Raw genomic sequence first — 21,137 nt, 5'->3', positions numbered from 1 at the left:
GCGCATCCATCCAGAAAAATTTTAGAAGATGGATTGCCGGGTCATCAGGGCGTTTACGCCCGTCTTCGACGAGCTATGCCCGGCAATGACGATGGAGCGCGATCTCAGCGCTTCTTGCGCAGGCGCACGACCATGTCGATGCGGCTGATCTCGTAGCCTTCCGGCACGTCGGGCATCTTCTGCAGTACGAGATTTGGGTCGGGAATATCGACCAGCTCGTGATTGCCTTCCATGTAGAAGTGGTGATGCGCGCTGGTGTTGGTATCGAAATAGGTCTTGGTGCCGTCGACGCTGACCTGACGCAGCAAGCCGGCTTCGGTGAGCTGGTTCAGTGTGTTGTAGACGGTCGCGAGCGAGACCGGCACCTTGGCGTGGGTCGCCTCTTCGTAGAGCATTTCGGCGGTCAGGTGGCGCCCGCCCTTGCCGAACAGCAGCCAGCCCAGCGCCATGCGCTGACGGGTCGGACGCAGGCCGACTGACTGCAACATTTCGTTGACGTCATGCCACGGACATCCGGTCAGCGCCGGTGCGTGCCCATGGGGGCGGGCATGCAGTTCGTCGCGCTTGCTCTCAGTGGTTACAACGTCATCCATCAGGTCACTCATACGCATAGGGGCGGCACAGGTCCGTCCGCTGAAAAGGGACTGTTGCCCGGACTATAGGAAAGGATGCAGTTACATGCAAGTTTTTCGCAACTGGCTGGCATCATTCTAGGTTAAAAACGGCCCCGAATCAGGCTGTTCCGGCCACTTTGACCCTCGGTGGGCCTATGTTAGAGGTCCGCAAGGGTTGCCGCAGGACCGGCATGCCAAAACAAGGGATCCAGATGAAAGACCGCCGGAACAGCTATGCCTATGAAGAGCTCCTGGCCTGTGGCCGGGGCGAGCTGTTCGGAGCAGGCAATGCCCAATTGCCCCTGCCGCCCATGCTGATGTTCGACCGGATCACCGAGATCAACGACACCGGCGGCGAGTACGGCAAGGGTCTGATCCGCGCCGAACTCGAGGTCAAACCGGATTTGTGGTTTTTCGGGTGCCATTTTAAAGGCGATCCGGTGATGCCGGGCTGCCTCGGGCTTGATGCGCTATGGCAAATGGTCGGCTTTTTTCTTGGCTGGTCTGGTGGTCTTGGTCGCGGTCGGGCACTGGGCCTGAGCGAACTGAAGTTTTCGGGGCAGGTTCTGCCGCATGTCACCAAGGTCGTGTACAACATCGACATCAAGCGCGTGATGCGTTCGAAGCTGGTGTTGGGCGTGGCGGATGGGACGCTGTCGGCCGACGGCGAGATCATCTATCGCGCCAAGGATTTGAAGGTCGGACTATTCCAGCAGGACGCCCCAATGCAGCCGGGAACGTGATGCAAGGTTGATAGGCTCACGAGGATAGAGCTTCACATTTGCCGGACACAGAACCGGCGCGGGCAGTCGAAGGCGCGGACATCAAAGCGCAGCAACTAAAGGCGAGGGATCATGAGGCGGGTTGTGGTCACGGGGATGGGCATTGTCTCTTCCATCGGAAACAACACTCAGGAAGTGCTTGCGAGCCTCTACGAGGCGAAACCAGGCATCACGCGCGCTGAAGAGTACGCAAAACTCGGATTCCGGTCGCAGGTTCATGGCGCGCCGACGCTCAATCCTGCCGATGTTATCGACCGCCGCGCCATGCGATTTCTAGGCGAGGGTGCCGCGTGGAATCACATCGCGATGGAGCAGGCGATCCAGGACTCGGGCCTTGAGGCCTCCGACGTGTCCAATGAGCGCACCGGCATCATCATGGGCTCCGGCGGTCCGTCCGCCCGCACCATCGTCGAGGCCGCTGACATCACCCGCAGCAAGGGACCCAAGCGCGTTGGCCCGTTCGCCGTCCCCAAGGCGATGTCGTCGACCGCATCGGCGACGCTGGCGACCTGGTTCAAGATCAAGGGCGTGAACTATTCGATCTCGTCGGCTTGCGCCACGTCGAACCACTGCATCGGCAATGCCTACGAGACCATCCAGATCGGCAAACAGGATGTCATCTTCGCCGGCGGCTGCGAGGAGCTCGACTGGTCGCTTTCGGTGCTGTTCGACGCGATGGGCGCGATGTCGTCGAAGTACAACGACACGCCTGCCACGGCTTCGCGCGCCTATGACGTCAGCCGCGACGGTTTCGTGATCGCCGGCGGCGCGGGCGTCGTCGTGCTCGAGGAGCTTGAACATGCCAAGGCGCGCGGCGCGCGCATTTACGGCGAGATCGTCGGCTACGGCGCGACCTCCGATGGCTACGACATGGTTGCGCCATCGGGCGAAGGCGCCGAACGCTGCATGAAGATGGCGCTCGCCACCGTCAACACCAAGATCGACTACATCAATCCGCACGCGACATCGACGCCGGCGGGCGATCCGCCGGAAATCAACGCCATCCGCAACGTGTTCGGCGCCGGCGACAAATGCCCGCCGATCTCGGCGACCAAGTCGCTGACCGGCCATTCGCTGGGCGCGACCGGCGTGCAGGAGGCGATCTATTCGCTGCTGATGATGAACAACGGTTTCATCTGCGAAAGCGCGAACATCACGGAGCTCGATCCGGTGTTCGCCGACATGCCGATCGTGCGCAAGCGCATCGACGGCGCCAAGATCGGGGCGGTGCTGTCAAACTCCTTCGGCTTCGGCGGCACCAACGCGACGCTGGTGTTCAAGCGGCTCGAGGCGTGAGTTCTGCCGTTTTGTGAGCCGCGCTGAAAACTCCGTGTCGTCCCCGCGCAGGCGGGGACCCATCGTGCAACAAACGATGGTGTCGGCTATATTGACAACGAAGAAAAGACTGGGTCCCCGCCTGCGCGGGGACGACATCGTGGGGGATCAATGCAAGGACTGATGCAAGGCAAGCGCGGGCTCATCATGGGTGTCGCCAACGATCACTCGATCGCATGGGGCATCGCGAAAGCGCTTCATGCCCAAGGCGCAGAGCTTGCCTTCACCTATCAGGGTGACGCACTCGGCAAGCGGGTCAGGCCGCTGGCGGAATCTCTGAACGCGCCGCTGATTCTCCCGTGCGACGTCGAGGACATCGCCAGCGTCGACGCGACCTTCGCCGCGATGAAGGAGAAGTGGGGATCGATCGATTTCCTGGTTCATGCCATCGGCTTCTCCGACAAGAATGAACTGAAGGGCCGCTACGCCGACACCACCCGCGCGAATTTCTCGCGCACCATGGTGATCTCATGTTTCTCGTTCACCGAAGTGGCCAAGCGCGCCTCGGAAATGATGCCGAACGGCGGCTCGATCGTGACGCTCACCTTCGGCGGATCGACCCGCGTCATGCCGAACTACAATGTGATGGGCGTGGCCAAGGCGGCGCTCGAGGCCTCGACGCGCTATCTCGCGGCCGATTTCGGACGCAACGGCATTCGCGTCAATGCGATCTCCGCGGGTCCGGTGCGCACGCTTGCCGGCTCGGGTATTGGCGATTCGCGCGCGATGTTTGCGTTCCAGCAGAAGCATTCGCCGCTGGGACGGGGCGTTACGCTTGATGAACTGGGCGGCACGGCCCTCTATCTGCTGTCGGATCTGTCCGGCGGCGTGACCGGCGAAATCCACTTCGTCGATTCCGGCTACAACATCATCTCGATGCCGCATCCCGATGCGCTGAAGGCGTCCGACGGCTCAGAGAATGGAAGTTAGAACGCTGCTGAAGCGCTTCTCTTTCCCTCTCCCCTTGTGGGAGAGGGTGGCAAGATGCGAACGCAGTGAGCATCGCGCCGGGTGAGGGGTGATTGATGTCGCGAAGTGACCCCTCACCCGCCTTCGCTTCGCTCAGGCACCCTCTCCCACAAGGGGAGAGGGGAAGAAGATCAGTATCTGTCTCTCACCCCGCCGCGATCATCTCTGCCCGCTGAAATGCCGGCCGCGCCGAACAGGCGTCGAGGTAGCGGTCGAATGACGGCCGCGTCGGCACCATCTTGAACAGTCTGATCGCGAAATTGAGCCCGGAGCCGATGGTGATGTCGGCGGCGGAGAACATGTCGCCCAGCAGGAACGGGCCCCTTTCCAGCGCAGCGTCGAGCACGTCGAATACCTGCGTGGCGCTGCCCCAGGCTGCGGTCGAGGTCGGCACCTCGATCTTGGTGAAGATCTGGATGATCGCCGGCTCGATGCAACTGGGTCCGAAAAACAGCCATTGCAGATACTTTGCGCGGCGCGGATCGCCGATGGGCGGCGCCAGCTTCGCTTCTGGATAGCGATCCGCAACATAGGCGCAGATCGCAGAAGCTTCCGCGATGGACACATCGCCGTCCTTCAGCGCGGGCACTTTTCCCATGGGATTGATTGCGAGAAATTCCGGAGTCCTCTGCGCGCCGGTTGAAATGTCCGTCAGCACGCGCTCATAGGGCTGTCCGGTCTCTTCCATCAGCCAGAGACCCGAGAACGAGCGCGAGCGCGGCGACCAGTAAAGCTTCATCATCGGCGTCCTCCATGATTTTTCCACGTTATAGCTCATTCGCAGCAAGATTGTCTCTCAGCGACGATTGAAATGAAAAACCCCCGCGATGCGATCGCGGGGGCTTTGTTCGTCCTGTCGTCAAGCGGAACGGATCATTCCGCTGCCTGCTGCATTGGGTGCGCGGCAAGGTCGAAGCGGTCGGCGTTCATCACCTTGGTCCACGCCTTCACGAAGTCCTTGACGAACTTCCCCTTCGAGTCCGAGGTTGCGTACACTTCGGCATAGGCGCGAAGCTGCGCGTGTGAACCGAAAACCAGATCGGCACGGGTGCCGGTCCACTTGAGGTCGCCGCTCTTGCGATCACGTCCTTCGTACACCTCATCGCCCTCGACCGCCTTCCACTTTGTCCTCATGTCGAGCAGGTTGATGAAGAAGTCGTTGGTCAACACCTCAGGTTGCTCAGTGAAGACGCCATGCTTGGAATTGCCGGCATTGGCACCAAGGACGCGCAGTCCGCCGACGAGAACCGTCATTTCGGGTGCGGTCAACGTCAGTAACTGCGCCCGATCCACCAGAAGCACCTCGGCCGGCACGGCATACTTGCCCTTGAGATAGTTGCGGAAGCCATCCGCGACCGGCTCCATCACGGCGAAGGCGTCCGCGTCGGTTTGCTTCTGCGCGGCGTCCGAACGTCCCGCAGAGAAGGGAACGGTCACATTGACGCCGGCATCCTTCGCGGCTTTTTCGATTGCTGCGCCACCGCCAAGAACGATCAGGTCGGCAAGCGACACTTCCTTGTCGTCCGACTGCGATGCATTGAACTCCTTCCGGATTCCTTCGAGCGTCTGCAGCACCTTGGCAAGTTGAGCCGGCTGGTTGACCTCCCAATCCTTCTGAGGCGTGAGACGGATGCGCGCACCGTTGGCGCCGCCGCGCTTGTCGCCGCCACGGAAGGTGGAGGCCGAAGCCCATGCTGTGCTGACCAACTCAGACACGGTCAGGCCGGAAGCAAGAATCTTCGCCTTCAGAGCCGCGATGTCCTGCTCATTGATCAGTTTGTGATCGACCGCGGGAACGGGGTCCTGCCAGATCAATTCTTCCTTGGGTGCTTCGGGGCCCAGATAACGCGAGCGCGGCCCCAGGTCGCGATGGGTCAGCTTGAACCAGGCGCGTGCGAAGGCCTCGGCGAATGCCTGCGGATTCTCCAGGAAGCGGCGGGAGATTTTCTCGTAGACCGGATCCAAACGCAGCGACAGATCGGTGGTCAGCATGGTCGGCTTGTGCTTCTTCGACGGATCGTGCGCATCGGGAATGACTTCCTCGGCGTCCTTGGCCTCCCACTGGATGGCACCGCCAGGGCTGCGGGTCTGCACCCATTCGTACTTGAACAGGTTCTCGAAGAAGTGGTTGCTCCACTGCGTAGGCGTCTGCGTCCAGGTGACTTCGATGCCGCTGCCGACGGCGTCTGCACCAAACCCGGTGCCGTAGTTGCTCGTCCAACCCAGGCCCTGCTCCTCCAAACCGGCAGCCTCAGGAGCCGGCCCCTTGTGAGACTCGGGCGCGGCGCCGTGGGTCTTGCCGAAGGTGTGGCCGCCGCCGATCAGCGCAACGGTTTCCTCGTCGTTCATCGCCATGCGCTTGAAGGTTTCGCGGATGAATCTGGCCGCGGAAACCGGGTCGCCGTTGGCCCCTGGACCTTCGGGATTGACGTAGATCAGGCCCATCTCGGTGGCGCCGAGCGGATTTTCGAATTTCTCAAGGGTCCGGTGGGTCAGCCACTCGCTTTCGGAGCCCCAGTTCACGTCCTGATCCGGCTCCCAGACATCCGCACGGCCGGCCGCGAAGCCGAAGGTGCGGAAGCCCATGGTTTCCAACGCGACGTTGCCGGCGAGGATCAGCAGATCGGCCCAGGAAATCTTCTGGCCGTACTTTTGCTTGATCGGCCACAGCAGGCGGCGCGATTTGTCGATGTTGACGTTGTCCGGCCAGGAGTTGAGCGGAGCGAAACGCTGCTGACCGCGACCGCCGCCGCCGCGGCCATCGCTCAGGCGGTAGGTACCGGCGGCGTGCCAGGACATGCGGACAAACTGCGGGCCGTAATTGCCGAAGTCGGCAGGCCACCATTCCTGCGAGTCGGTCATCAGCTTGCGCAGGTCGCTCTTCAGCGCCTGATAGTCGAGTTTCTTGAATTCCTTGGCGTAGTCGAACGCCCCGCCCAGCGGATCGGAAAGGGTGGAGTGCTGGTGGAGAACCGAAAGGTCCAATTGGTGCGGCCACCAGTCGCGGTTGGTTCTGGCAGCTGTTGTGTGCGCAACGGGGCATTTGCCGGCGCCCTTGTCATCGGTTTTCGCGTCCATGTTTTTTCTCCGATTGTTCAGTGATTGTTGGATTGTTGGCGCTGGGATTCAGCGTTGATTTGGGCGCGCTATCGCTGCCGCAGTTTGCTCAGGCGGCGCAATCTGGCGCGCCGATCCGGCTAAACTTTGGAAGAATTCCAACATCAGGTCCAGTCGGATTTTCTTTGCCATCTAATAAGTTTTTCTGATCAATCTGTCGATTCCCAAATCGGATCAAATCCGCGCGGCGACCAGATAAAAGGGCGGCTGAAAAGCCGCCCTTGTTTCGAGATTTTCAGATCGTGAGCGTGCCGGCCTTCGCGGCTGCATAGCGCTCGGAAATCTTCGCCCAGTTCACTGTGTTCCACCATGCCTTGAGATAGTCGGCGCGGCGATTTTGATAGTTGAGATAGTAGGCGTGCTCCCACACGTCGTTGCCCATCAGCACACGCTTGCCGTCCATGATCGGCGAATCCTGATTGGGGCGGGTCTCGATGGCGAGCTTGCCGGCCTTGGTCACGGTGACGAACACCCAGCCGGAGCCGAACTGGCGGCCGCCGGCGGCGTTGAAGTCGTTCTGGAACTTCTCAAGGCCGCCAAGATCGCTGGTGATCGCCGCCAGCACTTCGCCTTCCGGCTTGCCGCCGTTCGGGCCCATGATCTCCCAGAACATGGTGTGATTGGCGTGGCCGCCGAGGTTGTTGCGCACGGTGAACTTGATGTCGTCGTTCAGCGCGTTGATGTTGCCGAGAATGTTCTCGATTGGCGTCGTGCCGAGTTGCGGATTGGCCTTGGCGACGGTGTTCATGTTGGCGACATAGGCCGCGTGATGTTTGCCGTGGTGGATCTCCATGGTCTTGGCATCGATATGCGGTTCGAACGCATTCGTTGCATAAGTCAGCGGCGGCAGAACGAACGGGCCAGCCGCCGGAGCGGCAGCGGGGGCTGCTGCAGGCGCGGGGGCAGCCTGGGCGAAAAGGATACGGGGCGCGGCGGCAACCGCCGCCATACCCGCGGCTGTGGTCAAGAGATGACGGCGAGAGATCGATGACATGAGATTTCTCCTCGGTTCAATGTGGCGGTGCTCAAGAAATCCGGTTGGTCGGCAACAGGCAGAAGCGAATCTATAAGTGGACCTAGCCCTTAAACTACGCCACCCGGGCCATGTTGTTTCATGAGATTGTTTAGCGCAGCAACTTGACGCGGCGTTGTTGCGATTTAGTTGCAACTGGTGCCGGGAAACCAAGACCGGAGCGTCTTCGCGCAATAAAAAAGGGCGGCTGTGAAGCCGCCCTTTGTAGCATTCTGTCTTGGTATTTACTCGGCTGCGGAAACGCCTTCGGCCTTCTGCTTGGCCTCGAGGTCTTCGCCGGTTTCCTGATCGACCACCTTCATCGACAGGCGAACCTTGCCGCGATCGTCGAGACCGAGCAGCTTGACCTTGACCTTGTCGCCTTCCTTGACGACGTCGGAGGTCTTCTGCACGCGGCTGGCGGCGAGCTGGCTGATGTGAACCAGACCATCCTTCGGTCCGAAGAAGTTCACGAACGCGCCGAACTCCATGACCTTGACGATGGTGCCGTCATAGATCTGGCCGACTTCCGGATCGGAGGTGATCGACTTGATCCACTTGATCGCCGCGCGGATCGATTCACCGTTGGCGGACGCCACCTTCACGGTGCCGTCGTCCTCGATGTTGATCTTGGCGCCGGTCTTTTCGACGATTTCGCGGATGATCTTGCCACCGGTGCCGATCACGTCACGGATCTTGTCGGTCGGGATCTGCAGCACTTCGATGCGTGGTGCATGTTCGCCGAGCTCGGCGCGGGCATTGGTCAATGCCTTCGCCATTTCGCCGAGGATATGAATGCGTCCGTCCTTCGCCTGGGCGAGGGCGATCTTCATGATCTCTTCGGTGATGCCGGCGATCTTGATGTCCATCTGCAGCGACGTGATACCGGTCTCGGTACCTGCCACCTTGAAGTCCATGTCGCCGAGATGATCCTCGTCGCCGAGAATGTCGGAAAGAACCGCGAACTTCTTGCCCTCGAGAATGAGGCCCATCGCGATACCTGCCGTCGGACGCTTCAACGGCACGCCAGCATCCATCAGCGCGAGCGATGCGCCGCAGACCGAAGCCATCGAGCTTGAGCCGTTCGACTCGGTGATCTCGGAGACGACGCGCAGCGTGTACGGGAATTCGTGCGCCGCCGGGAGAACCGGATGCAGCGCGCGCCAGGCGAGCTTGCCGTGGCCGATTTCACGACGCTTGGTGCCGCCGAGACGACCGGTTTCGCCGACCGAGTAGGGAGGGAAGTTGTAATGGAGCAGGAAGCGCTCCTTGTACGTTCCCGACAGCGAGTCGATGTACTGCTCGTCTTCGCCGGTGCCGAGGGTGGTGACCACCAGCGCCTGGGTTTCACCGCGGGTGAACAGCGCCGAGCCGTGGGCGCGGGGCAGCACGCCGACTTCGGCGACGATCGGGCGAACCGTGCTCGCATCACGTCCGTCGATGCGCTTGCCGGTGTCGAGGATGTTGTTGCGAACCACGTTCGCCTCAAGTTCCTTGAACACGCCCGCAACGCGCAGCTTGTCGAACTTCGGCTCCTGACCTTCCGGGAAGAAATGGTCCATGACCTTCTTCTTCACCGCGCCGACCGCTGCGTAGCGATCCTGCTTGATCGGAATAGCGTAGGCCGTGCGCAATTCGGCTTCGCCGACGCTGCGCATTTCGGTGTCGATGGCGCCGTTGTCCACGGAAGAAACCTCGCGCGGCTCCTTCGCGGCCTTCTCGGCCAGTTCGATGATCGCCTGGATCACCGGCTGGAAATGCCGGTGACCGAACATCACCGCGCCGAGCATAATGTCTTCGTTCAGTTCCTTGGCTTCCGATTCCACCATCAGAACGGCATCGGCGGTGCCGGCAACCACGAGATCGAGATTGGTGTCGGCCATCTCGTCGAGCGTCGGATTGAGAACGTATTCGTCGTTGATGAAGCCGACGCGGGCTGCGCCGATCGGACCCTGGAACGGCGCTCCGGAGATGGTCAGCGCGGCGGATGATGCCACCAGCGCGAGAATGTCCGGATCGTTCTCCATGTCATGCGACAGCACCGTCACGATGACCTGGGTTTCGTTGCGCCAGCCATCGACGAACAGCGGACGGATCGGGCGATCGATCAGGCGGGAAACCAGCGTTTCCTTTTCCGTCGGGCGGCCTTCGCGCTTGAAGTAGCCGCCGGGAATGCGGCCGGCTGCGTAGGTCTTTTCCTGATAGTCGACGGTGAGCGGCAGGAAATCGACGCCTTCGCGCGGTGTCTTCGCCGCGACGACGGTGGCGAGCACGATGGTCTCGCCGTAGGTGGCAACCACCGCACCGTCGGCCTGACGCGCGATCTTGCCGGTTTCGAGTTTGAGTGGACGTCCACCCCAGTCGATCTCGACTGAATGAGCTTTAAACATTGTCTTCGTCTTTCATGGGTTCACGAAAGAACGGACGCCTGAAACACAAAAACCATGCGCAAGATTGCGGGACGCTGAGCGTGCGCGAATGCGGCGTCAGCGTCCGGCGATCCTGCCATGGTTCTTGAATTTCGAATGGCGTCCATCCTTTCGATGGTACGGGCATGTTACCCGTTATCGCCCAGCTGCCGGATTGCTGCTGGACACGCCGCGCGGACATTTCATTAGGTCCGCGCGTTGGAACTGCGTGACGTATTTTCTTGGGAAGCACCCACGCCACGCAAAAACGCGCGCAAAGATTGCGCGCGTGAATTTCTTAGCGGCGAATGTTGTGCTTCTCGAGAAGCGACTTGTAGCGCGCCTCGTCCTTCCGCTTCACATAGTCGAGAAGCGAACGGCGCGTGGACACCAGCTTCAACAGGCCGCGGCGGGAATGGTTATCCTTGCCGTGGGTCTTGAAGTGCTCGGTGAGGTTGGCGATGCGTTCCGACAGGATCGCGACCTGAACCTCAGGCGAACCGGTGTCGCCGGTCTTGGTTGCGTTCTTCTTGATGACTTCCGCTTTGCGTTCTGCGGCAATCGACATCGTCAAACACTTTCATTGTTGCGAGCCGGACTGGCAGTCAGTCCGGTCAGGTTGAACACGCGCTTGGGGATGAGTTCGCCATTGCCAAGTTCGGCGAGGGCCAGAAGGCGGCCTCCGACGGTGACATAGACTGTGCCGTTTGAAATTGGCGCATCCCGTCCGCGCAACAAAACCGCTTGGCCCCTGTGGAGCCTCGCGGCATCCGCCCGTGTGACGGCCAGTGCCGGGATGTCGTCCAGCGCGGTCTCAACGGGCAAAAGCGCGTCGGCGAGGCTGCCCTCGCCAGACGCGGCTCTATCGCACAAAGCCTCCAGATCTGCCAGCGGAATCATGTCCGCTTCAGTGAAAGGCCCGCAAATCGTGCGCCGAAGCGCGCAAATATGGCCATATGACCCCAGAATCCGGCCCATATCGCGGGCCAGCGCCCGCACATAGGTGCCCTTGCCGCATTCCGCCTCGAACACCGATTTGTCGTTATCTATCTGTTCGACAAGGGTTAATTCGTGGATTTCCACCGGCCGGGGGGCCAGCGGCACGACTTCGCCGTCGCGGGCGAGGTCATAGGCCCGCTCGCCCTGGATCTTGATCGCGGAGTATTGCGGCGGGGTCTGCTCGATGGTTCCGGTAAATTGCGGCAGCAGGGCCCGGATCGCCTCCACAGACGGCCGGTCAGGGCTGGTCTGGGTGACCTTGCCCTCGGTGTCGTCGGTGTCGCGTTCCTCGCCCCAGGCGACCGTGAAGCGGTAGCGCTTGCGGCCGTCCATCACGAAGGGAACGGTCTTGGTGGCCTCGCCCAGCGCAATCGGCAATCCGCCGGAGGCCAGCGGATCGAGAGTGCCGGCATGGCCGGCGCGCTTGGCATTGAATAGCCGCTTGAGAACAGCGACAGCGTGCGTCGACGTCATGCCGATAGGCTTGTCGAGAATCACCCAGCCGTGGACGTCGCGGCGATCGCGTTTTTGCTGACCGCCCTGCTGACGCTGTTGCTTGCCGCCTTGCTGTTGGCGCGGATCGTTGTGCCGCGTGCCGCTCGCCGCAGCATCGGAAGATTTATTTTCAGCAGGCGCGTTCGAATCGGTTGTTTGCGGGTCGATCGCGCTGTCTGGGCTAGTCACATTCATCAGTCTTGGTCCGAATCTGTCTTGAGGTCTTTTTGAACCGCAGGTGTTCTCAGTAATTTCTCGATCCGTTCTGCTTCGTCGAATCGTTCGTCAACGCGGAATCTGAGATCAGGTGCGAATTTTAGATTAACGCGATGCGCGACTTCGCCGCGCAGAAACTTCTTGTTGCGGTCGAGTGCTGCAACGACCTCTTTGAGGCCGCGGCCGCCGAGTGGCATCACGTAGACGGTGGCGAGCTTGAGGTCCGGTGACATCCGCACTTCGGGCACAGTGATGATGTGCCCTTCGAGCGCCGGATCGTGCACGCCGCCCTGAGCAAGAATGTCCGCAATCGCGTGGCGGATGATTTCGCCGACGCGCAACTGTCGCTGCGAGGCGCCGGTCGTGCCGCCGCGAGGGTCGCTGTCCTTTTTGCGTGTGGCCATAACTATCCCTCAGAAAAGATTGTCATGCCCGGGCTTGACCCGGGCATCCATCGTACTTTGAAAAATTCCGTCTTCGACAGATGGATTGCCGGGGCATAGGCGAGTGAAACGACGCCGTTCTTCAAACGGCTATGCCCGGCAATGACGAGGAGGATTAAGCGAGCCTGTAAGACTTGGACTTACAAGGAGCGCTGAATGGTCTCCACGCGATAACACTCGATAACGTCGCCGACGCGCATGTCCTGATAGTTCTCGAATGCCATGCCGCATTCCTGGCCGGACTGCACTTCCTTCACTTCGTCCTTGAAGCGCTTCAGCGTCGACAGCTTGCCTTCGTGGACGACGACGTTGTCGCGGATCAGGCGGACGTTCGCGCCGCGTTCCACGGTGCCGTCGGTCACGCGGCAACCCGCGATCTTGCCGACCTTCGAGATGTTGAACACTTCGAGGATCTGCGCATTGCCCAGCATGGTTTCGCGCAGCGTCGGCGCGAGCAGGCCGGACATCGCTTTCTTCACATCATCCACGAGATCGTAGATGATGTTGTAGTAGCGGATTTCGATGCCGTTGCGCTTGGCGAGCGCCGCCGCTTCCTTGTTGGCGCGGACGCTGAAGCCGATGATCGCGGCGTTGAAGCCTTCCGCCAGCGTCACGTCGGATTCCGAGATGCCGCCGACGCCTGCATGCAGAATGCGGGCTGCGACTTCATCGGTGCCGAGCTTTTCGAGCGAGCCGAGAATCGCTTCCAGCGAACCCTGCACGTCGGCCTTGATGACCAGCGGGAAGTCCTTGCGGCCGGTGGTCTTGAGCTGCGACATCATCTGCTCGAGCGAACCGCGCATGCCGGCATTGCTGGCGGCGGATTTCTCGCGCTTCTGATGGGCGCGATAGCTCGTGACTTCGCGGGCGCGGGCTTCGTTCTCGACCACGGCGAGGCGGTCGCCGGCCTCCGGCGGACCGTTGAAGCCGAGCACCTCGACCGGAACCGACGGGCCCGCTTCCTGCACGGTCTCGCCCTGATCGTTGATCAGCGCGCGGACGCGGCCCATTTCAGCGCCGGCCACGATGATGTCGCCGACCTTCAGCGTGCCGCGCTGAACCAGCACGGTGGCCACGGGACCGCGGCCGCGATCGAGCTTGGCTTCGATCACGGTGCCTTCGGCCGGGCGGTCCGGATTGGTCTTCAGGTCGAGCAGATCGGCCTGCAGCGCAATCATTTCGAGCAGCTTGTCGAGGTTGGTCTTGTTCTTTGCGGACACTTCAACGTCGACGACGTCGCCGCCGAAGGATTCGACCTGCACTTCATACTGCAGCAGTTCGGTGCGCACGCGCTCAGCCTTGGCGTCCGGCTTGTCGATCTTGTTGATCGCCACGATCATCGGAACATTCGCAGCCTTGGCGTGGTTGATCGCCTCGATCGTCTGCGGCATGACGCCGTCGTCGGCAGCCACGACCAGGATGACGATGTCGGTGACCTTGGCGCCGCGGGCGCGCATCGCGGTAAACGCGGCGTGGCCCGGCGTGTCGATGAAGGTGATCTTCTTGCCGCTTTCCGGCGAGGTGACCTGATAGGCGCCGATATGCTGGGTAATGCCACCGGCTTCGCCGCTGACAACATTGGCGTGACGCAGCGCGTCGAGAAGCGAGGTCTTGCCGTGGTCGACGTGGCCCATGACGGTCACGACCGGCGGACGCGGCGTGGTGTCCGAGGCATGATCGTCGGCGACGTCGAACAGGCCTTCTTCCACGTCAGACGCAGCAACACGCTTGACGGTGTGGCCCATTTCCTCGGCGATGAGTTGCGCGGTGTCGGCGTCGATCACGTCGGTGATCTTTACCATCTGGCCCTGCTTCATCAGCAGACGGATGACGTCCACCGCGCGCTCGGCCATGCGGTTGGCGAGTTCCTGAATCGTGATCGCTTCAGGGATCGTCACTTCGCGGATCAGCTTTTCCTTCGGCTCGTTGGACGCATGGCCCTTGAGACGCTGGGTGCGGCGGCGGAACGAGGCGATCGAACGCTCGCGTACGTCGTCGGCATTGAGCGCGGTGGAAAGGGTCAGGCGGCCGCGCTGCTTCGCGGGCGCGGGCTTTGCGGTCGGCTTCGGTGCGATGACCGGGCGAGCGGGACCGCCGCCGGGGCGGCGCACCAGACGCGGCGCTTCATCGTCATCGGATCCGTCGGCAGCGACGGCAGCGGGACGGGCCGGGGTCGTTGCAGCCGTGCGTGCCGTGGTGGCAGGCGCAGCCGCCTTGGCAGCGGCCTCGGTGCTGCGCTTGGTGGCTTCACGTTCGGCGCGCGCCTTGGCTTCTTCCTCGGCGCGATGGCGTTCTTCCTCGGCCTTTTTCCGGGCTTCGGCGGCTTCGCGCTCCTGCTGTTCCTTGAATTCCTTGGTGTTGCGGCGCGCGGCTTCGGCTTCCGCGGCGCGGCGCTCTTCTTCTTCGCGCACGCGCGCATCGGCGAGCGCGCTGGCGCGGGCGCTCTGCTCGTCTTCAGTCAGAGTCTGGAGGACAACGCCCGACTTGCGGGCTGGCGGGCGCACGGGCTCAGGCGTGCGCGGCGCAACCTTCGCAGGTGCTGCGGCAGGCGCAGGCGTGGCGGGCGCCGCTTCGGGCGCAGGCGCGGGATCGCCGGCCAGACGGCGCTTGGTTTTCTTTTCGACCACCACCTGCTTGGTGCGGCCGTGACTGAAACTCTGGCGCACGACGCCGGTCTCTGTGCGCGGCTTGAGCGACAGAGTTTTCGAACCGACGCTCAGCGTCTTATCGCCAGGATTCTTCGTATCAGCCATTCAACAGTCCCAATCTCGTTCGTTGCTCGCATGCCGCATCTGACGGCAATGCCCTAATTGTTCTGGTCGATCCCGCCATCGTGACCGCCACCCGTTCCCCGAAATCGGGTGAGCGTCTGGCAACGTGCGAGGAAAGTCTTGCTTGCCGGGCCCGCGAGCAGGGCAGCATGTACCACATTTGCCCGCCCGAGTGCCAAATCCAATTCATCGGTGGTCAGGACACTGATAACGGGGAAATTCCCCGATTCCGTGCTGTTTTCCCGCCTTGCGGCGGCCAGTTTGGCATTCAGCTTGCGGATTCCGTCCGGAGCGCCGTCCGTGGCGTGGATCAGGGCGACTGCCTGCCGCCCCTCGATCGCGCCCTCGACCTTGGAAAATCCCGAAATCACCTGACCGGCCTTCGCGGTCATGGCGAGGGCTTCGGACACCCCCCGGACCATCATGCGCTCGACGTCGTCGGCCAGGGTTTTCGACACCTGGACGTCACGCTTGAAGCTGCGCGCAAACACGTTGCGCCGGGCGGCTTCCGCCACGGCGGCATGAGACAGCGACACCCATAGCCCGCGCCCCGGCAGCTTGCGCTTCAGGTCGGGAACGGTTTCACCGGAGGGGGAGAGGACGAAGCGGATCAGGTCGTCGATCGGCGCGACTTGCCGCGTGACGGCGCACATCCGCTCGGTCCCGGATTTTGTCCGGGGTCCGTTGTCGAGATCTGCGTGATCAGCGATGGCAAGCATGCGCGGGTCATTTCCTTCAACTCTTGCGGAGCATGGTGTTGTCCGAAAGTCGCTTCATGGGTTTAGGCCTGCTTAAGCCGGGTTTTCTTCAGAGGCCGCAGCCTCTTCCGACGGCTTGGCAAGATCGGCTTCGCTGATCCAGCCGGCGACAACGCGTGCCTGCATGATCAGGGCTTCGGCGTCTTCACGCGAAATTTCATTCGGGTCGAGGATGCCCGGATGCTTGGTGGTTTCGCCGTCCTTGCGCTCGACCCAGCCGACCAGATCGTCCGTGGCGCAGCCAGCCAGATCCTCAACGGTCTTGATGTCGTTCTCGCCGAACTTCACCAGCATCTTGGCGGTCACACCCGGTACGGTCGTCAAAGCGTCTTCCACGCCCAATTCCTTTCGCTTCGCTTCGAGTTCTGCCTCGAGCTGTTCAAGATATTCGCGGGCACGGCTTTGCAGCTCGTTGGCGGTTTCCTCGTCGAAACCTTCAATGCTGGTGAGTTCCCGTGGATCCACCAGCGCCAGATCTTCGACCGAACCGAAGCCCTCGGAGGCCAGCAACTGGCCGACAACTTCGTCGACGTTGAGGGCTTCCATGAAGACGCGGGTGGAATTCTCGAAGTCAGCCTGACGGCGCTCCGATTCTTCCTGTTCGGTGAGAATGTCGATGTCCCAGCCGGTCAGCTGCGAAGCGAGACGCACGTTCTGCCCGCGCCGTCCGATTGCAAGGGACAATTGGGTATCCGGAACCACAACTTCAATGCGTTCGCGGTCTTCATCGATGACGACTTTCGCGACTTCCGCGGGCGCCAGTGCGTTGACGACGAAGGTCGCGATGTCCGGCGACCACGGAATGATGTCGATCTTTTCGCCCTGCAGTTCGTTCACCACGGCCTGCACGCGCGAGCCACGCATACCGACGCAGGCGCCGACCGGATCGACCGAGGAATCGCGGGAAATCACGCCGATTTTCGCGCGCGAGCCCGGATCGCGGGCCACGGCCTTGATCTCGACGATGCCGTCATAGATTTCAGGAACTTCCTGCGCGAACAGCTTCGCCATGAACTGCGGATGAGTGCGCGACAGGAAAATCTGCGGTCCGCGGGTTTCGCGGCGGACATCGAAGATATAGGAGCGCACGCGGTCGCCGTTGCGGAACACTTCGCGCGGCAGCATTTCGTCGCGGCGGACAATGGCTTCGCCACGGCCCAGATCAACGATGACGCTGCCGTATTCGACGCGCTTGACCACGCCGTTGACGATCTCGCCGATGCGATCCTTGAACTCCTGATACTGCCGGTCGCGCTCGGCCTCGCGCACCTTCTGCACGATGACCTGTTTGGCGGACTGCGCGGCGATGCGGCCATATTCCAGCGGCGGCAGCGTGTCGGCGATGGTGTCGCCGATCTGCGCACCGGGGTTGGCGCGCTGCGCGTCCTTCAGCGAAATCTGGTTCGAGGAGTTCTCGACCTGCTCGACCACCAGCATGTGGCGCGACAGCCGCAATTCGCCCTTCTTGGCGTCGATTTCGGCGTGAACGTCGGTCTCGGAGCCGTAGCGGGCGCGGGCCGCCTTGGCGATGGCGTCCTCCATCGCTGCGATCACGATTGAGCGGTCGATCGACTTTTCTCGCGCGACGGCGTCGGCGATCTGCAGCAGTTCGAGTTTATTGGCGCTGACAGCGGCCATGGCTCAGTCTCCTTCGTGGGGATCGGATATGCCTGCGCGCTTTTTCTTCTCGGCGGCGAGGCGATGTTCCTTGGTGTTCTTAGGCGCGGCTTTCGGCTTTGGTTTGGGCTTGAAACTTTTTGAAATAGGAAGTTCGGCGCGTGCCTTCTTCGCGTGCTCGGGCGGAGGCGGCTCGATGCCAAGGTCTTCACGGATCTCGCGGGCCGCCGATTTGCCCCGGCGCATGGATTCCGCGATCAACGCGTCGGTCAGAACAAGATTTGCACTGGCGATGTCTTCCATCGTCAGCAGCACGTCTGGGTCCTGATCGGCCCGAACGTCGTCGCGAATAATTCTGATGCCGTCGCCCTCGACGCCATTGAGTTTGCCGCGAAACCGCTTGCGGCCCTCGTGCGCCACAGCCATCTCGATCTTCACCAGATGACCGGCGTAGCGCTCGAAATCGGTGCGCCGCACCAGCGGCCGGTCGATGCCGGGCGATGAAATTTCCAGCCGATAGGCGCGCTGGATCGGATCGGCGATGTCCATCACCGGCGACAGCGCCTTCGAGATCGCTTCGCAATCCTCGATCAGCATGGTGCCGTCGGGCCGTTCGGCCATGATCTGCACCGTGCAGCCGGCGTCGCCCGACACTTTGATCCGCACCAGCCGGTAGCCCATGCCCTGCAGCACCGGTGTGGCGACCGCGGAAACGCGCGCGGCCACGCCGGGCTCGACCACGAGGCGCGGTTCGGCGAGCAGTTCGGCGTCTACGGCAACGTCGGTTGGGTCGGTCATGTCGAGGATCAAGAGTGCTCTTAATCGTTTAACGCCCGCCGCGGCATGCAGTGCGGGCCATCAGGTAATAAAAAAGAGCGGGTCCCGGGGGGCCCACTCTCCTACGTGTGCGTATGAGAATTTATCAGTTGCGGCGGATATAGACGTTTTCGGCCTGTGCGGCAAGGGCTTCCCGCAGGTCGGCGAGTGGGATGGAACTGGCTTGGCGGCCGCTATAGCGCCAATTTGTTGAAAGGGCGCAGGGTCTTGCAGCCAAATTGCGGTATTTCGGACACCTCTGCGTAACCTTGTCCCTGCCGCGGACAGAACAGGCATTCGCGGCTAACAGTTGATTCACCCGTCCTACCTAATGTCCCGGAAGCTCCTGGGCGGAGCGCGCCGCCTGCCGGTGAACCGCCGCGCCAGCGGTGACAGAGATACGCATGGCCGCTGCCTTTTCGCTGATTCCGGAACTCGATGAGATCGTCAAGAACGGCACCGCTGAGAAGCGGGCGGAGGCGATCGAGCGCATTTCCGGCCTGTTTTTGCAAGGCGCAGCGCATTTCGAAACCCAGCATGTCGCGCTGTTCGACGACATTCTGGTCGGACTGGTGCCGGCAACCGAAATCGAGACGCGCGTGGAACTCGCGGAGCGGTTGTCCAAACTGGACAACGCGCCCCCGACACTGGTGAAGCAACTGGCGCGCGAAAGCGAAATCAGCATCGCCGGTCCGATCCTGAGCCGCTCGCCGCTGCTCGACGATCCCACCCTGGTCGATATCGCGCGCGGAAAGGGCCAGGAACATCTGGCGGCGATTTCCGGCCGGCCGACGCTTTCACCTTCCGTGACCGACGTGATCGTGCGCCGCGGCGACCGCGAAGTGGTGCGCAGCGTGGCGGCCAATGCCGGCGCGCAGTTTTCCGAGTTTGGCTATTCCGGATTGGTCAAGCGCGCGACCGACGACGGAATGCTGGCGCTGACTGTCGGGCAACGCGAGGATCTTCCGGCTGCGACGCTCAAGCAACTGCTGGCGAAGTCGGTCGATCTCGTCCGCCGCCGCTTGTTCGACATGGCGAAGCCGAAACAGAGGGCGGCGATCAATCAGGCGATGATCGAGCTGTCCGGTGCGCCGAAGTCGCAGCCGCAGACACGAGATTTCGAGCCGGCCCAGCGCGCCATCCTGGCGCTGCATCAGGCAGGGGAACTGGATGAAGCCGTGCTGCTCGGGTTTGCAAAACAGCACAAGTACGAGGAATCGGTCGCCGCGCTCGCCGCGCTGACCGGCATGCGGATCTCGGTGGTCCACCAGCTGGTGCTGGGTGATCGCTACGATCCCGTCCTGCTGCTTGGGAAATCAATCGGCCTGGAATGGGCCACGGTGCGCGCGCTCGTGGTGTTGCGTCTTGGCCCCGGCCGGGTGCCGTCCGGTCCCGACATCGAGGAAGCGCGGATCAATTACGATCGGCTGTCGCCGGCGACCGCGCAGCGCGTGCTGACGTTCTGGCGGCTCCGCGACAAGGGCAAGCCGGCTTAGGGCATGGTCCCAAAAAGCTGAATCGCGCTACGAGTTCGTTCGCTTGAAGATCAGATAGGCGGCCTTGCGCCCTTCGCGGTCGGCCTTCCGGCCGTAACGCGTCATCGTGTAATGCGGCCACGGCATGCGCCAGTCGTCAGCCCGCTCGGCTATCCATGCGAAGTCTTTCGATCGCTGCATATGCATCAGCGTCCACGAGCAGTAGTCGTCGATGTCGCTGACAAAGCGAAACTCGCCGGTGGGATCGATGATGCGTGACATCTGGCCGATCGTTGCATCCTGCACGAAGCGGCGCTTCCAGTGTCGCCGCTTCGGCCACGGATCGGGATGAATGAGATCGATACGCTTGAAGCTCGACGTTGGCGCCCATGCAAGAAGCTCGGCGGCATCGCCCGCAAACAGCCGGATGTTCGGGATGTTGTGCGCTTCGATCTGCGACAGGATTTTGGCCATGCCGTTGACGTAAGGTTCGCAGCCGATGAAGCCGATCTGCGGAAACGCGAGCGCTTCCGCGATCAGATGCTCGCCGCCGCCGAATCCGATTTCAAGCCGCAGCTCGTTGACGGGCGTGTCAAACAGCGAGCCTGGATCGGATGCGTCTGCGCTGTCGAGATCCAGTGTCAGTCGCGGCAGCAGATGTTCGATCAGGTCGGCCTGATGATGGCGGAGCTTGTGTCCCTTGCGCCGTCCGAAAAACGAGCCGTGGCCGTGGTCGCTTCCGTGCGGGCCTGATGAGGCGATGTCGTCCGCTGACTTGGTCATCTACAGGCCCTGACGATCCATCGGATGGTGTCTGTGTGAAATCTGGAATCAATCTAAGCCGCGCACCGCGACGTCTGCGCTGTTCCAGTGAGCGGCTGTGCCTGCGAACTTAACTGGGGTCGGATTGCTCGCGTGCCGCCATCTGTTCGACGAGTTCGACGATGCTGCGCCGGAGCTTGGCGTCAGTGATCCGCGTGAATGCGCGGGTGAGCGCCAGCCCTTCGGAGGTGGCGAGAAAATCCGAAACGTAGGCAGGCGACTGTGCCTCGCTCAATCCCGCGAGTGCATTCGGGCCGGCCGGTCCGCCTTCGAACAGAAACGAAACCGGCACTTGAAGAATATCGGAAATCTGCTGCAGGCGGCTCGCACCGATGCGGTTGGTGCCCTTCTCGTATTTCTGAACCTGCTGGAATGTCAGGCCGAGCGCTTCGCCGAGTTTTTCCTGGCTCATGCCGAGCATGATGCGGCGCATGCGGACGCGGCTGCCGACATACTTGTCAACGGGATTTGGGGCCTTGGTCGTCATC

At 61.9% G+C, this 21,137-nt stretch carries 18 protein-coding genes; 4 read left to right on the top strand and 14 right to left on the bottom strand.

Features of this window, described 5'->3' with window-relative positions:
- Positions 1–104: 104 nt before the first annotated feature.
- A complete protein-coding gene (irrA, locus tag YH63_RS06560) occupies positions 105–593 on the bottom strand; it encodes an iron response transcriptional regulator IrrA (protein WP_046829709.1) in 489 nt (162 codons plus the stop codon).
- 233 nt (positions 594–826) lie between these two features.
- Here irrA and fabA point away from each other — a divergent pair, with 233 nt between their 5' ends.
- The 3 genes from fabA (at position 827) to fabI (ending at position 3,661) form a co-directional block, all read left to right on the top strand.
- Positions 827–1,357 carry a 3-hydroxyacyl-[acyl-carrier-protein] dehydratase FabA gene (gene fabA / locus YH63_RS06555; RefSeq protein WP_046828297.1) on the top strand — a complete coding sequence of 177 codons (531 nt, stop codon included), beginning with the start codon at positions 827–829 and terminating at the stop codon, positions 1,355–1,357.
- Positions 1,358–1,468: 111 nt separating this feature from the next.
- Positions 1,469–2,692: a beta-ketoacyl-ACP synthase I gene (gene fabB, locus YH63_RS06550; protein WP_046828298.1), complete on the top strand. Its 1,224-nt coding sequence runs from the start codon at positions 1,469–1,471 to the stop codon at positions 2,690–2,692.
- Positions 2,693–2,842: 150 nt separating this feature from the next.
- Positions 2,843–3,661 (top strand): enoyl-ACP reductase FabI, encoded by an 819-nt coding sequence (gene fabI, locus YH63_RS06545; protein WP_046828299.1) that lies wholly within the window; start codon positions 2,843–2,845, stop codon positions 3,659–3,661.
- A gap of 184 nt (positions 3,662–3,845) precedes the next feature.
- On the opposite strand, the gene YH63_RS06540 is transcribed toward fabI, so the two are convergent.
- The 11 genes from YH63_RS06540 to rimP all read right to left on the bottom strand — a co-directional run bounded on the left by YH63_RS06540 (position 3,846) and on the right by rimP (position 18,334).
- A complete protein-coding gene (locus YH63_RS06540) occupies positions 3,846–4,442 on the bottom strand; it encodes a glutathione S-transferase family protein (RefSeq protein WP_046829710.1) in 597 nt (198 codons plus the stop codon).
- Positions 4,443–4,573: 131 nt separating this feature from the next.
- Positions 4,574–6,778, bottom strand: a complete 2,205-nt coding sequence (gene katG, locus YH63_RS06535; RefSeq protein ID WP_046828300.1) for a catalase/peroxidase HPI — start codon at positions 6,776–6,778, stop codon at positions 4,574–4,576.
- A 274-nt stretch (positions 6,779–7,052) separates the two neighbouring features.
- On the bottom strand, positions 7,053–7,811 hold the full coding sequence (locus YH63_RS06530; protein WP_046828301.1) for a superoxide dismutase: 759 nt from the start codon (positions 7,809–7,811) through the stop codon (positions 7,053–7,055).
- A gap of 263 nt (positions 7,812–8,074) precedes the next feature.
- Entirely contained in the window at positions 8,075–10,219 is a 2,145-nt protein-coding gene (pnp, locus tag YH63_RS06525; protein ID WP_046828302.1) for a polyribonucleotide nucleotidyltransferase, read from the bottom strand.
- Positions 10,220–10,535: 316 nt separating this feature from the next.
- Positions 10,536–10,805 (bottom strand): 30S ribosomal protein S15, encoded by a 270-nt coding sequence (rpsO, locus tag YH63_RS06520; RefSeq protein WP_019199072.1) that lies wholly within the window; start codon positions 10,803–10,805, stop codon positions 10,536–10,538.
- 2 nt (positions 10,806–10,807) lie between these two features.
- Complete coding sequence (gene truB / locus YH63_RS06515) at positions 10,808–11,926, bottom strand: tRNA pseudouridine(55) synthase TruB (RefSeq protein ID WP_046828303.1); 1,119 nt, start codon at positions 11,924–11,926, stop codon at positions 10,808–10,810.
- Complete coding sequence (gene rbfA / locus YH63_RS06510) at positions 11,926–12,351, bottom strand: 30S ribosome-binding factor RbfA (RefSeq protein ID WP_046828304.1); 426 nt, start codon at positions 12,349–12,351, stop codon at positions 11,926–11,928. Before rbfA ends, truB begins: the two co-directional genes overlap by 1 nt.
- Positions 12,352–12,530: 179 nt before the next feature.
- On the bottom strand, positions 12,531–15,143 hold the full coding sequence (gene infB / locus YH63_RS06505; protein WP_046828305.1) for a translation initiation factor IF-2: 2,613 nt from the start codon (positions 15,141–15,143) through the stop codon (positions 12,531–12,533).
- A 53-nt stretch (positions 15,144–15,196) separates the two neighbouring features.
- Positions 15,197–15,880: an RNA-binding protein gene (locus YH63_RS06500; RefSeq protein ID WP_046828306.1), complete on the bottom strand. Its 684-nt coding sequence runs from the start codon at positions 15,878–15,880 to the stop codon at positions 15,197–15,199.
- Between the two features lie 72 nt (positions 15,881–15,952).
- A complete protein-coding gene (nusA, locus tag YH63_RS06495) occupies positions 15,953–17,557 on the bottom strand; it encodes a transcription termination factor NusA (RefSeq protein WP_046828307.1) in 1,605 nt (534 codons plus the stop codon).
- Positions 17,558–17,560: 3 nt separating this feature from the next.
- Complete coding sequence (gene rimP, locus YH63_RS06490) at positions 17,561–18,334, bottom strand: ribosome maturation factor RimP (RefSeq protein ID WP_046829711.1); 774 nt, start codon at positions 18,332–18,334, stop codon at positions 17,561–17,563.
- Positions 18,335–18,756: 422 nt separating this feature from the next.
- On the opposite strand from rimP, the gene YH63_RS06485 reads away from it, so the two are divergent.
- A complete protein-coding gene (locus tag YH63_RS06485) occupies positions 18,757–19,848 on the top strand; it encodes a DUF2336 domain-containing protein (RefSeq protein ID WP_046828308.1) in 1,092 nt (363 codons plus the stop codon).
- Between the two features lie 27 nt (positions 19,849–19,875).
- Here the strand turns inward: YH63_RS06485 and YH63_RS06480 are convergent, their stop codons facing one another.
- Positions 19,876–20,610, bottom strand: a complete 735-nt coding sequence (locus YH63_RS06480) for a tRNA (guanine(46)-N(7))-methyltransferase TrmB (RefSeq protein WP_046828309.1) — start codon at positions 20,608–20,610, stop codon at positions 19,876–19,878.
- Between the two features lie 109 nt (positions 20,611–20,719).
- The gene (locus YH63_RS06475) at positions 20,720–21,136 is read right to left on the bottom strand and encodes a helix-turn-helix domain-containing protein (protein ID WP_024575669.1); all 417 of its coding nucleotides are present in this window, start codon (positions 21,134–21,136) and stop codon (positions 20,720–20,722) included.
- Position 21,137: the final 1 nt, after the last annotated feature.

This window comes from Afipia massiliensis (assembly GCF_001006325.2).
Taxonomy (GTDB): Bacteria; Pseudomonadota; Alphaproteobacteria; order Rhizobiales; family Xanthobacteraceae; genus Afipia; species Afipia massiliensis_A.
Note: the sequence above shows the minus strand (reverse complement) of the source record. Positions and strands in the feature narration are given on the sequence as shown.

Excerpts from the sequence above, each read along its gene's own strand:
- nusA (WP_046828307.1), bottom strand. The coding sequence starts at position 17,557 with ATGGCCGCTGTCAGCGCCAATAAACTCGAACTGCTGCAGATCGCCGAC.
- katG (WP_046828300.1), bottom strand. The coding sequence starts at position 6,778 with ATGGACGCGAAAACCGATGACAAGGGCGCCGGCAAATGCCCCGTTGCG.
- YH63_RS06500 (WP_046828306.1), bottom strand. The coding sequence starts at position 15,880 with ATGCTTGCCATCGCTGATCACGCAGATCTCGACAACGGACCCCGGACA.
- YH63_RS06540 (WP_046829710.1), bottom strand. The coding sequence starts at position 4,442 with ATGATGAAGCTTTACTGGTCGCCGCGCTCGCGCTCGTTCTCGGGTCTC.
- infB (WP_046828305.1), bottom strand. The coding sequence starts at position 15,143 with ATGGCTGATACGAAGAATCCTGGCGATAAGACGCTGAGCGTCGGTTCG.
- irrA (WP_046829709.1), bottom strand. The coding sequence starts at position 593 with ATGGATGACGTTGTAACCACTGAGAGCAAGCGCGACGAACTGCATGCC.
- YH63_RS06480 (WP_046828309.1), bottom strand. The coding sequence starts at position 20,610 with ATGACCAAGTCAGCGGACGACATCGCCTCATCAGGCCCGCACGGAAGC.
- fabI (WP_046828299.1), top strand. The coding sequence starts at position 2,843 with ATGCAAGGACTGATGCAAGGCAAGCGCGGGCTCATCATGGGTGTCGCC.
- rimP (WP_046829711.1), bottom strand. The coding sequence starts at position 18,334 with ATGACCGACCCAACCGACGTTGCCGTAGACGCCGAACTGCTCGCCGAA.
- YH63_RS06485 (WP_046828308.1), top strand. The coding sequence starts at position 18,757 with ATGGCCGCTGCCTTTTCGCTGATTCCGGAACTCGATGAGATCGTCAAG.
- truB (WP_046828303.1), bottom strand. The coding sequence starts at position 11,926 with ATGAATGTGACTAGCCCAGACAGCGCGATCGACCCGCAAACAACCGAT.
- rpsO (WP_019199072.1), bottom strand. The coding sequence starts at position 10,805 with ATGTCGATTGCCGCAGAACGCAAAGCGGAAGTCATCAAGAAGAACGCA.
- fabB (WP_046828298.1), top strand. The coding sequence starts at position 1,469 with ATGAGGCGGGTTGTGGTCACGGGGATGGGCATTGTCTCTTCCATCGGA.
- rbfA (WP_046828304.1), bottom strand. The coding sequence starts at position 12,351 with ATGGCCACACGCAAAAAGGACAGCGACCCTCGCGGCGGCACGACCGGC.
- YH63_RS06475 (WP_024575669.1), bottom strand. The coding sequence starts at position 21,136 with ATGACGACCAAGGCCCCAAATCCCGTTGACAAGTATGTCGGCAGCCGC.
- pnp (WP_046828302.1), bottom strand. The coding sequence starts at position 10,219 with ATGTTTAAAGCTCATTCAGTCGAGATCGACTGGGGTGGACGTCCACTC.
- fabA (WP_046828297.1), top strand. The coding sequence starts at position 827 with ATGAAAGACCGCCGGAACAGCTATGCCTATGAAGAGCTCCTGGCCTGT.
- YH63_RS06530 (WP_046828301.1), bottom strand. The coding sequence starts at position 7,811 with ATGTCATCGATCTCTCGCCGTCATCTCTTGACCACAGCCGCGGGTATG.